The organism is Geobacter sp. (assembly GCF_027327745.1).
Classification (GTDB): domain Bacteria; phylum Desulfobacterota; class Desulfuromonadia; order Geobacterales; family Geobacteraceae; genus Geobacter.
Genome location: NZ_DAHVYG010000067.1, coordinates 1 through 13,296, shown reverse-complemented (window position 1 = coordinate 13,296; position 13,296 = coordinate 1). Strand labels below are relative to the sequence as shown.

Annotated in this window: 13 protein-coding genes and 1 pseudogene; 4 read left to right on the top strand and 10 right to left on the bottom strand. The window is 64.3% G+C overall.

The features are described from left to right. Positions 1-1,375: sodium-translocating pyrophosphatase (locus M6689_RS12555; RefSeq protein ID WP_298272267.1), on the top strand; the 1,375-nt coding region annotated here is incomplete at its 5' end. An 85-nt stretch (positions 1,376-1,460) separates the two neighbouring features. Here the strand turns inward: M6689_RS12555 and M6689_RS12550 are convergent. From M6689_RS12550 to M6689_RS12510, 9 genes are all read right to left on the bottom strand, one after another. After that, the gene (locus M6689_RS12550; protein ID WP_298272264.1) at positions 1,461-1,760 is read right to left on the bottom strand and encodes a hypothetical protein; all 300 of its coding nucleotides are present in this window, start codon (positions 1,758-1,760) and stop codon (positions 1,461-1,463) included. Then, complete coding sequence (locus M6689_RS12545; protein ID WP_298272262.1) at positions 1,760-2,257, bottom strand: ferritin family protein; 498 nt, start codon at positions 2,255-2,257, stop codon at positions 1,760-1,762. The genes M6689_RS12550 and M6689_RS12545 overlap by 1 nt, the downstream gene beginning before the upstream one ends. Positions 2,258-2,343: 86 nt before the next feature. After that, complete coding sequence (locus tag M6689_RS12540) at positions 2,344-3,111, bottom strand: tRNA threonylcarbamoyladenosine dehydratase (protein ID WP_298272259.1); 768 nt, start codon at positions 3,109-3,111, stop codon at positions 2,344-2,346. Continuing rightward, the gene (locus tag M6689_RS12535) at positions 3,083-3,910 is read right to left on the bottom strand and encodes a TatD family hydrolase (RefSeq protein WP_298272257.1); all 828 of its coding nucleotides are present in this window, start codon (positions 3,908-3,910) and stop codon (positions 3,083-3,085) included. The genes M6689_RS12540 and M6689_RS12535 overlap by 29 nt, the downstream gene beginning before the upstream one ends. A gap of 22 nt (positions 3,911-3,932) precedes the next feature. Continuing rightward, positions 3,933-5,498 carry a uroporphyrinogen-III C-methyltransferase gene (gene cobA, locus M6689_RS12530; RefSeq protein ID WP_298272255.1) on the bottom strand — a complete coding sequence of 522 codons (1,566 nt, stop codon included), beginning with the start codon at positions 5,496-5,498 and terminating at the stop codon, positions 3,933-3,935. A gap of 11 nt (positions 5,499-5,509) precedes the next feature. Beyond that, positions 5,510-6,466, bottom strand: a complete 957-nt coding sequence (gene hemC / locus M6689_RS12525; protein ID WP_298272252.1) for a hydroxymethylbilane synthase — start codon at positions 6,464-6,466, stop codon at positions 5,510-5,512. Between the two features lie 20 nt (positions 6,467-6,486). Further along, positions 6,487-7,791 carry a glutamyl-tRNA reductase gene (hemA, locus tag M6689_RS12520; protein ID WP_298272250.1) on the bottom strand — a complete coding sequence of 435 codons (1,305 nt, stop codon included), beginning with the start codon at positions 7,789-7,791 and terminating at the stop codon, positions 6,487-6,489. Positions 7,792-7,812: 21 nt separating this feature from the next. Then, positions 7,813-8,628: a c-type cytochrome biogenesis protein CcsB gene (ccsB, locus tag M6689_RS12515; protein ID WP_298272248.1), complete on the bottom strand. Its 816-nt coding sequence runs from the start codon at positions 8,626-8,628 to the stop codon at positions 7,813-7,815. Then, positions 8,625-9,299: a bifunctional precorrin-2 dehydrogenase/sirohydrochlorin ferrochelatase gene (locus M6689_RS12510; RefSeq protein WP_298272246.1), complete on the bottom strand. Its 675-nt coding sequence runs from the start codon at positions 9,297-9,299 to the stop codon at positions 8,625-8,627. Before M6689_RS12510 ends, ccsB begins: the two co-directional genes overlap by 4 nt. Positions 9,300-9,506: 207 nt before the next feature. Between M6689_RS12510 and trxA the strand changes: the two genes are divergently transcribed. Together trxA and M6689_RS12500 are read left to right on the top strand one after the other, a co-directional pair. After that, entirely contained in the window at positions 9,507-9,836 is a 330-nt protein-coding gene (gene trxA, locus M6689_RS12505; RefSeq protein WP_039744491.1) for a thioredoxin TrxA, read from the top strand. A gap of 20 nt (positions 9,837-9,856) precedes the next feature. Continuing rightward, a complete protein-coding gene (locus M6689_RS12500) occupies positions 9,857-10,372 on the top strand; it encodes a TlpA disulfide reductase family protein (RefSeq protein ID WP_298272242.1) in 516 nt (171 codons plus the stop codon). A gap of 36 nt (positions 10,373-10,408) precedes the next feature. Here the strand turns inward: M6689_RS12500 and uvrC are convergent, their stop codons facing one another. Then, positions 10,409-12,253 (bottom strand): excinuclease ABC subunit UvrC, encoded by a 1,845-nt coding sequence (gene uvrC, locus M6689_RS12495; RefSeq protein WP_298272240.1) that lies wholly within the window; start codon positions 12,251-12,253, stop codon positions 10,409-10,411. A gap of 229 nt (positions 12,254-12,482) precedes the next feature. Between uvrC and M6689_RS12490 the strand changes: the two are divergent. Further along, positions 12,483-13,296: pseudogene (locus M6689_RS12490) on the top strand (hypothetical protein); the annotation flags it as partial.

Genomic DNA, 13,296 nt, shown 5'->3' with positions numbered 1-13,296 from the left:
CGGCATGGCGGCCGACCTCTTCGAGACCTACGCCGTGACGGCCGTTGCTGTCATGCTGCTGGGCTCGCTGCTCTTCCCGAACAACGACAAGGCGCTCATGTTCCCGCTGGTCATCGGTGGCGTCTCCATTCTCGCCTCGATCATCGGCAGCTTCGCCGTGCGCATCGGCGCCGGCGGCGGCATCATGGCGGCTCTTTACAAGGGCCTCATAGCCAGTGGCATCCTGGCGGCAGCTGCTTTCATCCCCGTGACTTACTGGCTCATGAGGGCTCTTCCGAAACTGGCCGACGGCAAGGTCGTCGGCTGGGGCAACATCTACGTCTGTACCCTGATCGGCCTGGTCGTTACCGGCGCCATCGTCATCATCACCGAGTATTTCACGGCGACGAAGTACGGCCCGGTCAAGCATATCGCGGCCGCCTCGCAGACCGGCTCGGCGACCAACATCATCGCCGGCCTCGCGGTCAGCATGAAATCGACCGCCCTGCCCGTACTCGTCATCGCCGGCGGCATCCTGCTGGCCAACTATGAGGCGGGCCTCTACGGCATCGCTGTCGCCGTCATGGCGCAGCTGTCCATGACCGGCATCGTCGTCTCCATCGACTCCTACGGGCCGATCACCGACAACGCCGGCGGCATCGCCGAGATGGCCGAGCTGGACGATTCGGTCCGCGCCGTCACCGATCCGCTCGATGCGGTCGGCAACACCACCAAGGCGGTCACCAAGGGGTACGCCATCGGCTCCGCCGGTCTGGCCGCGGTCATCCTCTTCACCTCCTACGTGGATGAACTGCGCCTGGCCGGACAGAACATCGAGTTCTCCCTCTCCGACCCGTACATCATCGTCGGTCTCTTCCTGGGCGGGATGCTTCCCTACTACTTTGCTGCGCTCTGCATGGAAGCGGTCGGCAAGGCGGGGGGATCGGTTGTTGAAGAAGTCCGTCGCCAGTTCCGTGAGATCAAGGGAATCATGGAAGGGACCGGCAAGCCCGACTACGCTTCCTGCGTCGACATCGTTACCAGGACCGCTCTGAGAGAGATGGTCATCCCCGGCATCATCCCCATCGCCGCACCGATCGTCATCGGCTTCACCCTCGGTCCCAAGGCCCTCGGCGGGGTCATCGTCGGCACCATCGTCACCGGCATCTTCGTCGCCATCTCCATGACCACCGGCGGCGGCGCCTGGGACAACGCCAAGAAGTACATCGAGGACGGCTACCACGGCGGCAAGGGGGGCGATGCCCACAAGGCCGCCGTTACCGGCGACACCGTCGGCGACCCGTACAAGGACACCGCCGGCCCTGCGGTTAACCCGATGATCAAGATCATCAACATCGTGTCGCTCCTGATCGTGCCGCTTCTCGGCAAGTTCTAGGACGATACTCTTTTTCACCGGAAACAGAAACGGCAGCCTGCTTTGGGCTGCCGTTTCTGTTTCCGTATGCCGGGAATCCGTGTGATCACTTCTCCCTGAAGGGGCTCTGCTTCCAGAAGTGGCCGATAACCATCCGATCCTTCTCCGTCAGCTTCACCCCTTTGCCCTCCATCGACTGGAGGATCTTCGCCATATCCTTCCGTTCCCGGACGGCGGCGTCGATCCGCTGGCGGTTGTGGCAGGCAAGGCACTTTTCCTCGATCACCTTCAGTCCCTGCCGGGGTGGCGCGATCCCCCGCACGTCCTCCGTTGCCGCGGCCGTGGCCGCCTCTGCGGCGAGGACGAAGAACAATAGCAGGGCGATGCTCTTCGTGACTCCCTTCATCATTCCCTCACATAGATGTCCTGGTCCGACTCGTGGACCATGGTCATGACGTGGCGGTACTCCTCCTCGATCATGGCGTAGTGCTTTTCGGTCTCCTTGATCACCTGCTGGAAGATCCCCCGCACCAGTGGGTCGACGATGTCCTTTGCGAGGACCGTGTACTGGTCGATGCACGACTTCTCTTCCCGCAGTGCGATCTCCAGGGCCTGCTGCTCGTGGGTCTCCTCGTCGATCGCCTTCATGAGCGCCATGTAGGTCGGGTTCTTGGTGTCGGGGGGCTGGGCCATGTAGGAGGCAATGTCGCCGAACTCTCCCCCCCTGTAGTGGTCGAAGAACGATTTGAGGTGCCCCACCTCCTCGTTCGCCAGGAGGTCGAAGACCTTCCTCGCTCGGTCGTTCTTCGTCGCGGTCGCCGCCTTCCGGTAGAAGTCCAGGCTATCCTTTTCACCCTTGATCGCCAGCTTCAGTGCTTCCTGAACCGAATATTCCCTGGTCATGGTACGGTCCTCCTCTCATCCCATTGAAATGTCTTTCAGATCAGTATAGCGGGAATCGGAAGGGCTTCAACCGGACCGAAGTGTTTTTACTCGCGGGCCAGGAGGTCGTTTACGACCACTCCCGCCATGGTGAGGCCGAAGATGCTCGGGATGAAGGAGATGCTCCCCAGGATCACCCGCCGGTGCTCGCAGGAAAAGCGCTGCTCGTCCTTGTTGGGGCAGATGCAGTTGGAGCGGCAGCCGGCATCGGCCACCAGCTGCTCACGGTACTCCTCGGTGGAGTAGACCACCTTCACGCCGCTTCTGATCCCCTCCTTGCGGAGGAGTTTGCGGACCACCCGGGCCAGGTGACACTTGTTCGTGTCGGCGATGTCGGCCACCCTTATTTTCGTCGGGTCGAGCTTGTTGGCGGCTCCCATGCTGGCGATGATCGGCAGCTCCCGCTCCTTGCAGCTGCGGATCAGGTGGAGCTTGCTCGTGATGTGGTCGATGGCGTCCACCACGTAGTCGTAGCCGCCGGAGAGGAGGAAGTCGCTGTTCTCCCCTTCGTAGAAATCCTTGTGGGGGACGATGTCGGCGGCGGGGTTGATGAGGCGGAGCCGCTCCGCCATCACCTGGACCTTCGCCCTGCCGACGGTGCCGTCCAGGGCGTGGAGCTGGCGGTTCACGTTGGTGAGGCAGATGTCGTCGAAATCGACCAGGACGAGCCGGCCGACCCCGGCCCGGCAGAGCGCCTCGGCGGCGAAGCTCCCGACGCCGCCGAGGCCGAAGATGGCCACGGTGGCGCGGCGGAGCCGGTCGAGCCCTTCGGGGCCGATGAGGATTTCAGTGCGGGAGAAGCGGTGCAGGGACATGGGGTACCTCGGAGTTATTCGTATTGTCGGGGAAGGGGGAAAGCCTGAAGAGGCGCCGGGCATTGTCGGTTGTCGCCCGTGCCACGGCGTCGGCGGATATCCCCTTGATCTCCGCCACCCTCCGGGCCGTCTCCCTCAGGAAGGCTGGCTCGTTGGGGCGGCCGCGGAGCGGCTCGGGGGTCATGTCGGGGGAGTCGGTCTCCAGGAGCAGCCGGTCGAGGGGGACCTGCCGGACCACCGCCACCGGCCGGACCGCCGTGGGGTAGGTGACGCTCCCCGCCACGGAGATGAAAAGCCCGAGCCGCAGGCAGGCGGTGGCAACTTCGGGGCTGCCGGAGAAGGCGTGCATCACCCCTCTGACCCGTGCCACCCCTTCCTCGTCGAGGATGGCGAGCAGGTCCCGGAACGCCTTGCGGCAATGGAGGATGACCGGAAGCCCTGTTTCCACCGCCACCCGGATCTGGGCGCGAAACGCCGCCTGCTGGAGCTCCCGCGGAACGTCCGGAAGGGTGTAGTCGAGGCCGATCTCGCCGATGGCGCACGCTTCCCGCCCGTAGTCGGCCAGCAGCGCCAGCGTTTCCGGGTTCGCCCGGTCCGCCGCCATCGGGTGGATGCCGAAGGCGCCCCGGACCGACGGCGCGTGTCTTCGGGCCAGCGCCGCGATCGCCGGCCAGTCGTCGGGGTCGACCCCGGGAACGATAAACTGCGTTACGCCGGCCCGGCGGGCGGCGTCCAGGACGTCGTCGACGCGGGACGCGAGGGGAGGGGAGGTGAGATGGCAGTGGGTGTCGATGAGCATGCTGCACCCCTGGGGCGTGGCGTCACGGCGCGGGATGGGGGTGACCCTCTCCCCGCGGCGAGAAGAACCGGACGAGTTCCGCCGTAAGGGCGTCGAGGGTGTACTGCGCCGGCTCGATCTCCACCTTCAGTCCCAGTTCCCGGCAGGTTCGGGAAGTGATGGGGCCGATGGAGGCGACGACCACGCCGTCAAGGAGGCGCAGCAGCCGGTTTTCGCCGAGGATCGCCGCCAGGTTCTCCACCGTGGAGGAGGAGGTGAAGGTGACGCAGTGGATCCGCTTCGCCTCCAACTCGGCGACCACCTCCTCGGGAACGGTTTCGGGGGTGATGTTGCGATAGGCGATCGGTGCGCAGATTTCGGCGCCTAGCGCCGCAAGCCCCGCCGGGATCACGTCCCGCGCCCGGTCCCCCTTTGGGAAGAGGACCCGCGTCCCCTGGACGGAGGCGGCGCGCAGCGCCTCGACGACCCCCTCCCCCTTGTAGTCGCCGGGGATGAGGTCGGGGCGCAGGCCGTGGGAGACAAGCGCCTCCGCCGTCTTCGGTCCCACGGTGCAGATCCGGCAGGGGCCGAGGGCCCGGCTGTCTTTCCCGAGGGCAGTGAGGCGCTCGAAGAAGAAGCGGACGGCGTTGTACGAGGTGAAGACGACCCAGTCGAAGGAGTAGAGGCGGGCGATGGCGCCGTCCAGTTCGTTCCAGCTCTCCGGGGGGGCAATGGCGATGGTGGGGCATTCGACGACGCGGGCTCCCCGCCCCCGGAGGCGGGCGCTGAACTCCCCCGCCTGGTCGGCGGCGCGGGTGACGAGGACCCCCCTGCCGAAGAGGGGACGACTGTCGAACCACCGCAGCTTCTCTCGCAGGGTGACCACCTCGCCGACCACCGTCACTGCGGGGGCCTTGAAGCCGCTTCGCCGGGCCTTTTCCGCGATGTCGGCCAGGGTCCCGGTCAGCACCTCCTGTTCGGGCCGGGTTCCCCAGCGGATCAGGGCCACCGGGGTTTCCGGCGGCCGGCCGTGGGCCACGAGGTTTGCCGCGATCTGGGGGAGGTTCTTCATTCCCATGTAAAAGACCACGGTGCCGCTGCCGAGGGAGAGCCCCTCCCAGTCGATCTCCGACGCCTCCTTGCCGGGGCTCTCGTGGCCGGTGACGAAGGCGACGGAGGTGGTGAAGTCGCGGTGGGTGAGGGGGATGCCGGCGTAGGCCGCCGCACCGATCCCCGCCGTGACCCCCGGGACGATCTCGAAGGGGATGCCGGCCGCCACCAGCGCCTCGCACTCCTCCCCTCCCCGCCCGAAGACGAAGGGGTCACCTCCCTTGAGCCGGGCCACGACGTTCCCCGTCAGTGCCTTTTCCACCAGGAGCTCATTGATCTGCCACTGCTCCCGGTTGTGGTGGCCCCCCACCTTGCCGGCGTAGATCAGCTCGGCCCCGGGGCGGGCGTACTGCAGGAGATCGTCGTTCGCCAGATAGTCGTAGACGACGACATCGGCGACCCCCATGCACTCCCTCCCCCGGACCGTGATGAGGCCGGGGGCGCCGGGGCCGGCGCCGATCAGGTAGACAAAACCGTTTTGAAGGGATTTCAGAGGCATGGTTCACGAAGTCAGACGGGGATTTCCTTCTCCCGCGCCACTTCCCGCTGGTAGACCTCGGCGAGGATCTCGTGACCGCCGTCGGCCAGGAGCTTCTCGGCCAGGGCGATGCCGAGCTTCTCGCAGTCGGCCACCGGTCCGGTGATGCTCTCCTTCACGGAGCGCGTTCCGTCCACCGAGGCGATGAAACCGACGAGGGTGAGGGTGTCGCCCGATACCTGGCCGTGGGCGGCGATGGGGACTTGGCATCCCCCCTCGCAGCGCCACAGAAGCGCCCGCTCGGCCCTCACGGCGTGGGCGGTGTCGGGGTGGTTGAAGAAGTCGATAGTCCCCCGGACCGCCGTGTCGTCCAGGCGGCATTCGAGGCCGAGGGCCCCCTGGCCGATGGCGGGGAGCGAGAGCTCCACCGGGAGGTACTCGGTGACGGCGTCGGTGAAGCCGAGGCGCTTTAGTCCCGCGGTGGCGAGGATCACGGCGTCCAGGTTCTCCTCGGTGAGCTTGCGGATCCGGGTCTCCACGTTGCCGCGGATGACCACCATTTCAAGGTCGGGGCGGACCTTGAGGAGCTGGGCCTGGCGGCGTAGGGCCGAGGTGCCGATCTTCGCTCCCCGGGGGAGGTCGGCGAAGGTGACGCCGCGGGAGATGACGGCATCGCGGGGGTCCTCCCGCTCGGTGATGCAGACCAGACCGAGCCCTTCGGGAAACTCGGTCGGCACGTCCTTCATGCTGTGGACCGCGATGTCGATCTCGCCCCGGAGCATTGCCTCCTCGATCTCCTTCACGAAGAGCCCCTTACCCCCCACCTGGGCCAGGGGGACGTCGAGGATCTTGTCCCCCGTGGTCTTGATCTTTACCAGTTCCACCGCCATGCCGGGGTAGCGCTTCTCGAGCTCGGACTTCACCCAGTTGGCCTGCCAGAGGGCGAGCTGGCTCGCGCGGGTTCCTATTCTCAGTTGCTTCAGTGCCATTATATCAGTCTCCTTTTTTACTATTCTTCCAGCTCTCCGAGCTCTCCAGCTTCCGGCTCACCGGTCTGCAGGTCGAAGAGGGTGCGCACGGCGTCGACGTAGAGGTCGGTCCTCCCCCCCTGGCCGGTCCTCTTGAGGGCTGCGATGGGGGGGTGGAGGAGCTTGTTGACGATGGCGTTGGTAAGGGCCTCCAGCCGCTTCTCCCCGTCGGGGGGGAGCTCCTTCCAGCTGGAGAGGGTCTTTTCCAGTTCGTTTCTCCGGATTTCGTCGAACTTCGAACGAAGGGCCACGATAGTGGGGGTGACCTCCAGGTTGGAGATCCACTTGTAAAACTGCCCGATCTCCTCGTCGATAATCGCCTCGGCCTTCTTCGCCTCCTCGGCCCGCTGCTGGAGGTTGGAGGCGACCACCCCCTGGAGGTCGTCCATGTCGTAGAGGTAGACGTTCTCCACGTCGTTGACCTTCGGGTCGATATCCCGCGGCACGGCGATGTCGATGAAGAACATCGGCTTGAGCTTGCGGCGCCGGATCACCTCTTCCACGTCCTTCGGCTTGATGATGAAGTGGGTGGCGCCGGTGGAGGAGAGGACGATATCGGCCTTGTGGAGCTGGTCGAAGAGGTCCTCGAAGCGGATCGCCTTTCCCTCGAACTCCTCGGCGAGGCGCTCGGCCCGTTCGAAGGTCCGGTTGGTCACCATTACGCCGCGCACCCCGTTGTTGAGGAAATGCTTGGCCGCCAGCTCGCACATCTCGCCGGCGCCGACCAGCATCACCGTCTTGTCCGACAGCTCTCCGAAGATCTTTTTGGCGAGCTCCACGGCGGCAAAGGAGACGGAGACGGCGGAGGAGGCGATCTTCGTTTCGGTCCGGACCCGTTTCGCCACCGAGAAGGCCTTGTGGAGGAAGCGGTTGAGGATGATGCCGGAGGTCTTGAACTCGGCCGCGTAGCCGTAGGCGGTCTTGATCTGGCCCAGGATCTGTGGCTCCCCTACCACCATGGAGTCGAGGCTCGCCGCCACCCGGAAGACGTGGCGGATGGCCGTCTCGCCGTGGTGGGCGTAGAGGTGCGGCTCAAGGGCATCGGTGGAGATGCCGTGGTAGTCGGCCAGGAAACGCTTGATCCGGGCCATCCCGCCGGCGATGTCGCGGGTGGTGGCGTAGATCTCCACCCGGTTGCAGGTGGAGACGATGACCGCTTCGGTGATCTCCGGCCGTTCCACCACCGCCCGCAGCGGCTTCTCCATCTGGGTCGGCGAGAAGGCGACCTTTTCCCTGATGTCGACCGAGGCCGTCTTGTGTGAAAGTCCCACTACAATGATTTCCATATCGTTTCCGTGCCTCGCCCGTTACTTGTAGCTGTGCAGTCCCGGCAGGAACAGGTTCACGCCGAGGAAGGTGAAGAGGAGCACGAAGAAGCCGACGATGGCCAGAATTGCCGCCTTCTTTCCCCGCCAGCCGGTGGTGAGGCGACCATGGATGAGGGCGGCGTAAACGAACCAGGTGATGAGCGACCAGGTCTCCTTCGGGTCCCAGCTCCAGTACGTCCCCCAGGCCGTTTCGGCCCAGATGGCCCCGCTGATGATGGCGAAGGTGAGGAGGGGAAAGCCGAAGGTGAGGCATCGGTAGTTGATTTCGTCGAGGATGTCGAGGGAGGGGAGCTTCTGGTACATGGCGCCGAGTTTCTTCTGTTTCAGGAACCGCTCCTGGATCAGGTACATGATTGCCGCGCCGAAGGCGACGGCGAAGGCGGCATAGCTCAGGAATGCCATGACGGTATGAACGGCGAGCCATCTGCTCTTCAGGGCCGGGTTGAGGGGGACGATCGCCGCCGGGAAGCTGGTGGAGGCGCTCAGGATCAGAAGCGCCAGCGGCGTGACGAAGGAGCCGAGGATGACGGTCCGGTATTTCCGCTCGCAGGCGAGATAAACGCCGACGATGGCGAGCCCGAAGAAGGAGAGGGATTCGTGGAGGTTCGTGATGGGGGTGTGTCCCGCCTCGATATAGCGGTCAATGGTGTAAACACAGTGGGCCGCGAATCCCGCCGTGAGAATCCGGCGAGCCACCCGGCCAAGGGCTTCCCGCGGCTTGACGAGGTAGGCGAGGTAGGCGACGGTGGCGGCCAGATAGAGTGCCAGGGTTATCGCGAAGAGCAGGGCGTTCATGCGGAGTCCTTTTTTTCGAGCCCCAGCCCCTCCCGGGTGAAGCCGGGGCCGGCGAGCCGTGTCAGGAGAAGGTCGATTTCATCGTACCGGCGCAAGCGGACCAGTTCGACGAGGGGCGAAACGGCAAGGTCGCTAAAAATCTTCTTATTGTAAGCGGTGTTTCTGGAGACCGTCAACAGCTTTTCACGGACCGCACCGAGGATTTCCAGCGCTTCCCCGTATTCGGGGCCGAACTCTTCCTCAAGTCCCTCGCGGATGAGCCGGGCGAGGGCGGGGCTCTTTCCCCCCGTCGAGACGGCGATGAGGAGTGCTCCCCGCCGGACGGCCGACGGCATGGTGAAGTTTCCGAGAGCCGGGGTGTCGGCGAGGGAAACGAGAATTCCCCTGGACGCTGCCTCCTCGGCTACGGCCCGGTTGACGGCGGCGTTGTCGGTGGCGGCGAAGACGAGAAATGCGCCGGTGAGGTCCCCGGGCTCGTAAGAGCGCTGGATATGGGCAAGCAGGCCCTGGTCCCGGAGTTCGCCGAGTCTCGGATCGAGCCGCGGGGCGATAACCGTAATCCGGGCGCCGGCCTCAAGGAGGGAGCGGCATTTCCGGCGGGCGACCGCACCTCCCCCCACAATGGTGACGGCACGGTCCCTGATGCTCAGATTGACGGGGAAAAAATCCATGGGCTCTCGGGTGTAAAAACGACGCTTTTCCCTATGTAGCAGATTTCCCCTTTCTTGCCAAGGGGAGGGGGTGGCGACGGTGCGAAGCCTTGTCCGGCGCCGCATGGTGAGCCTTCCCTCATGGTTGAGGGGAAAGATTTCCTCCTTGATGTTTTCGGGGAGCTCGGCTATATTTTGAAAGTACTATACATGTCAAAGGAGGCTCTCATGGCCAGTGAAAAGGTTCTTACGCTCAGCGACGACGGCTTCGATGCGGATGTCCTCAAGTCGAGCGTTCCGGTTCTCGTAGATTTCTGGGCGACGTGGTGTGCCCCCTGCAAGGCGATCGCACCGGTCATCGATGCCATTGCCGAGGAGTATGACGGCAAGGTCAAGGTCGGCAAGGTGAATGTGGACGACAACCCCGCCACCCCCGGCAAATATGGGGTTCGCGGCATCCCGACGGTTATCCTTTTCAAGGATGGCAAGGTCGTCGATCAGGTCGTCGGGGCCGTTCCCAAGGCGCAGCTCGAAGCCCTCATCAAGAAGGCTCTCTGATCGGGAGGAAACAGGTGGGTATGAAGAGTTACCATTTTCGCCGGCTTGCCCTGGCGGCAGCCATCGTGTCCGCGCTGGCGTTCCCGCTGCCGTCCCACGCCGTCGTCCAGAAGGGACAGGCCGCGCCCCCCATCAAGGTGGTGAGCACCTCGGGCCAGCCGATCACCCTGAACAACTACAAGGGGTATGTCCTGGTGATCGATTTCTTTGCCACTTGGTGCCCTCCATGCCGGGAGGCGATCCCCCACCTGGTGACCCTCAACCGGAAGTACGGCAAGCAGGGACTGCAGATCCTCGGCCTCTCCCTCGACGAAGGGGATGAGCAGGGGGTGAAGGAATTCATTGCCAGCAAGCGGATCAATTATCCCGTAGCCTTCGCGTCCCAGGATATTCAGGCCGACTACGGTCTCCGTTCGCTACCTACGGTCTACGTCATCTCCAGGAAGGGTGTGGTGACGGAGAAGTTTCAGGGGGGATCGGAAGAGACCCTGCGCAGCATTGAGGCTCTCATCAAGAAGCTGTTGGCCGAGCCGTAACTGACGGCTTGGTGCGGCATGACGAAGGCGGCGTTCCTAGCTTGGAGCGCCGCCTTCGTCGTTTTCATGGAGCGCCGTCCAGATCGCCTCTGCCAGGGCCGGGGAAATCGAGGGGGTTGCTGCAAGTTCCTCGCGGCTCGCCTCCCGAAGTCTCCGGACGCTTCCGAAGCGGCGCAGCAGCTCCCTGCGGCGTTTTACCCCGATGCCGGGGATGGCGTCGAGAACCGACGTTACCGCTCCCTTCCCCCGGAGTGTCTGGTGGTAGGTGATGGCGAAGCGGTGGGCCTCGTCGCGGATCTGGGCGAGGAGGAGCAGGGGGGGGGAGTTCTGGCGCAGCACTACCGGGTTCTTCCTTTCCGGCAGAAAGACCCGTTCGTCGCTCCGCGCCACATGCTCGTCCGCCATATTCCGCTCGACGCGGCTCTTGGCCAGGGAGACCGCGTCAACCCCCTCCACCTTGAGTTCCCTGAGCACTGCCGTCAGGATGTTGAGCTGTCCCGGCCCGCCGTCCACGATGATCAGGTCGGGGAGGTCCTCCTCGGCAACCTGCGCAAAGCGCCGGGAGAGAACTTCGCGCATCATGGCGAAATCGTCGGCGCCGGCAACGGTCCTGATGCGGTAGCGCCGGTAGTTTGCCTTGTCGGGCTTTGCGTCGCGAAAACAGACCCTGCTCCCCACGGCGAAGCGCCCCTGGATGGTGGAGATGTCGTAGCACTCGATCCGGCGGGGAATGGCGCGCAGGTGGAGCCGCTCCTTCAGTTCGCCGAGGAGCGTCTCGGCCCCCGCCTCCCGGTCCCGGCGCTCGCGGAGCGAGTTTTCGGCGTTCTTCACGGCGAGCCTCACCAGTTCGGCTTTGGTCCCCCGGCTGGGGGAGAAGAGGGTCGTCCGCTTTCCCCTTTTCTCGGACAACAGTTCTCCCAGGACCTCTTCGTCGCCGATCGGCACGGGGATCAGGACCTCGTCGGGAATCACGACCTCCCGGCCGTAGTATTCGTTGAGGAATGAGGAGACACCTTCCGCATCGTCCAGTTCCCAGTTCACGACGAAGTTCTTGCTACCGATGAGCCGTCCCCCCCGCATGAAGAGAAGCGACAGGGAGAGGTCGTTACCCTCGCGGCAGAAACCGAGGACGTCCGTATCCCCTCCCTCGGTCACGACCTTCTGTTTCTCGACCGTCACCTCGATGGCGCGGAGGAGGTCCCGGTAGCGAGCCGCTTCCTCGTACTGCTCCCGGGCGGCGGCCGACGCCATCCGCTCGCGGAAGACCTTCGCCAGATCACGGTTTTTACCCCTCAGGAACAGGGCTGCCCCTTCGACCAGCGCCTGATATTCTTCGGCGGAAATAAGCCCGTGGCATGGCGCCGAGCACTGTCGGAGCTGGTAAAACAGACAGGGGCGCTTGCGTCGACGGCAGGTTTCCAGTGGATAGTGACGCAGGGGGAAAAGCTTGTAGAGCTGTTTTAGCGCCTCCCGGGCAGCGGAGGCGGAGGAGTAGGGTCCGAAATATTGTGCCCCGTCGCGCGTCACCTTGCGGATGATGGTCAGGCGGGGAAACTCCTCGCGCATGTCCATCCGGAGCGAGAAATAGGTCTTGTCATCGCGCAGGTCGATGTTGTAGCGGGGGCGATGCTGTTTGATGAGCGTATTTTCGAGGATGAGGGCCTCTTTCTCGGTGTCGGTGACGATGACGTCGAGATCCCGGACCCGGGCCACGAGAAACTGGATCTGCCACCGTGATTCGACGTGCTTGCCGAAATACGAGCGGACCCGCTTCCGGAGGCTCTTCGCCTTTCCGACGTACAGGATTTCACCCCGCTCTCCCTTCATGAGATAGACGCCGGGGGCGTCGGGAAGGGTGCTCAGTCTCGCCTTGTCGATCATGGGGAGAGTATACCGGCGGAGCGATCGATTGGGAAGAGGGGGGAACCGGGGAGCGGCCCCTTCGTTTTCGCCCGGTGGAGACGACTCCTCGGTCGACGGTTTTTCGCGTAATTACAAGGGCTCAGGCCGCCATTCTTCGTTGACAAGCTGGTGTTATGATGTTATTTAACTCAAACTGATTAAGATTACGCTCCCGCCTGAGGTTGGAAAGGTTAACCACGTGACTTTTATGAAATATTTCCGCACTGCCGTTTTCAAGTGCCTGACCGGATGTCTCATAATCGCCTCGCTCCTTTCCCCCTCCCCCGCCCACGCAGTCAATTCGGAAGATTCCCAGATCTTCATCGCCGGTTTCAACGCCTATCAGAAAAAGGATTACCAGTCCGCCATCGAGCGGATGAAGACCGTCCTCGAAAAATACCCCGATACCCCCCTCAGGGACATGGCAATCTTCTGGCTTGCCCGCGCCAGCTTCAAGGCGGGCTTCGACCGGGATGCCGCCCGCTACATGTCGCAGTTCTTCAAGGAATATCCCGACAGCCCCCTCAAGGGGACCGTGGAGGACGAGCTGCTGGCCCTGGTCGCCCGCTACGACAAGGGCGAGCAGTTGCCGGTCATGGCCAGGCGTGAGGCGCCGGAGAAGGAAGCCGAGGCTGCGGCCGCCAGGAAGGCGCTTGCCGAGAAGACCGCCGCTGCCAGGAAGGCTGCCGAAGCTGCCGCCCGGGAAAAGGTGGCGGCCGAGCAACTTGCGGCCCAGAAGGCTGCCGCCGAGAAGGCGGCGGCGGAGAAGCTCGCCGCGGAGCGGGCTGCGGCGGAGAAAGCCGCCGCCGAGATGGCTGCAGCCCAAAAGGCGGCAGCGGAGCAAGCTGCCCGTGAGAAGGCCGAGGCGGAGCGCCTGGCTGCGGAGCAGGCGGCGAAGGAAAGGGCCAAGGCCGAACGGGTGGCGGCGGAGAAGGCAGCGGCGGAGAAAGCGGAAGCGGAGCGGGCTGCGGCGGAGAAAGCCGCCGCCGAGATGGCTGCAGCCCAAAAGGCGGCAGCGGAGA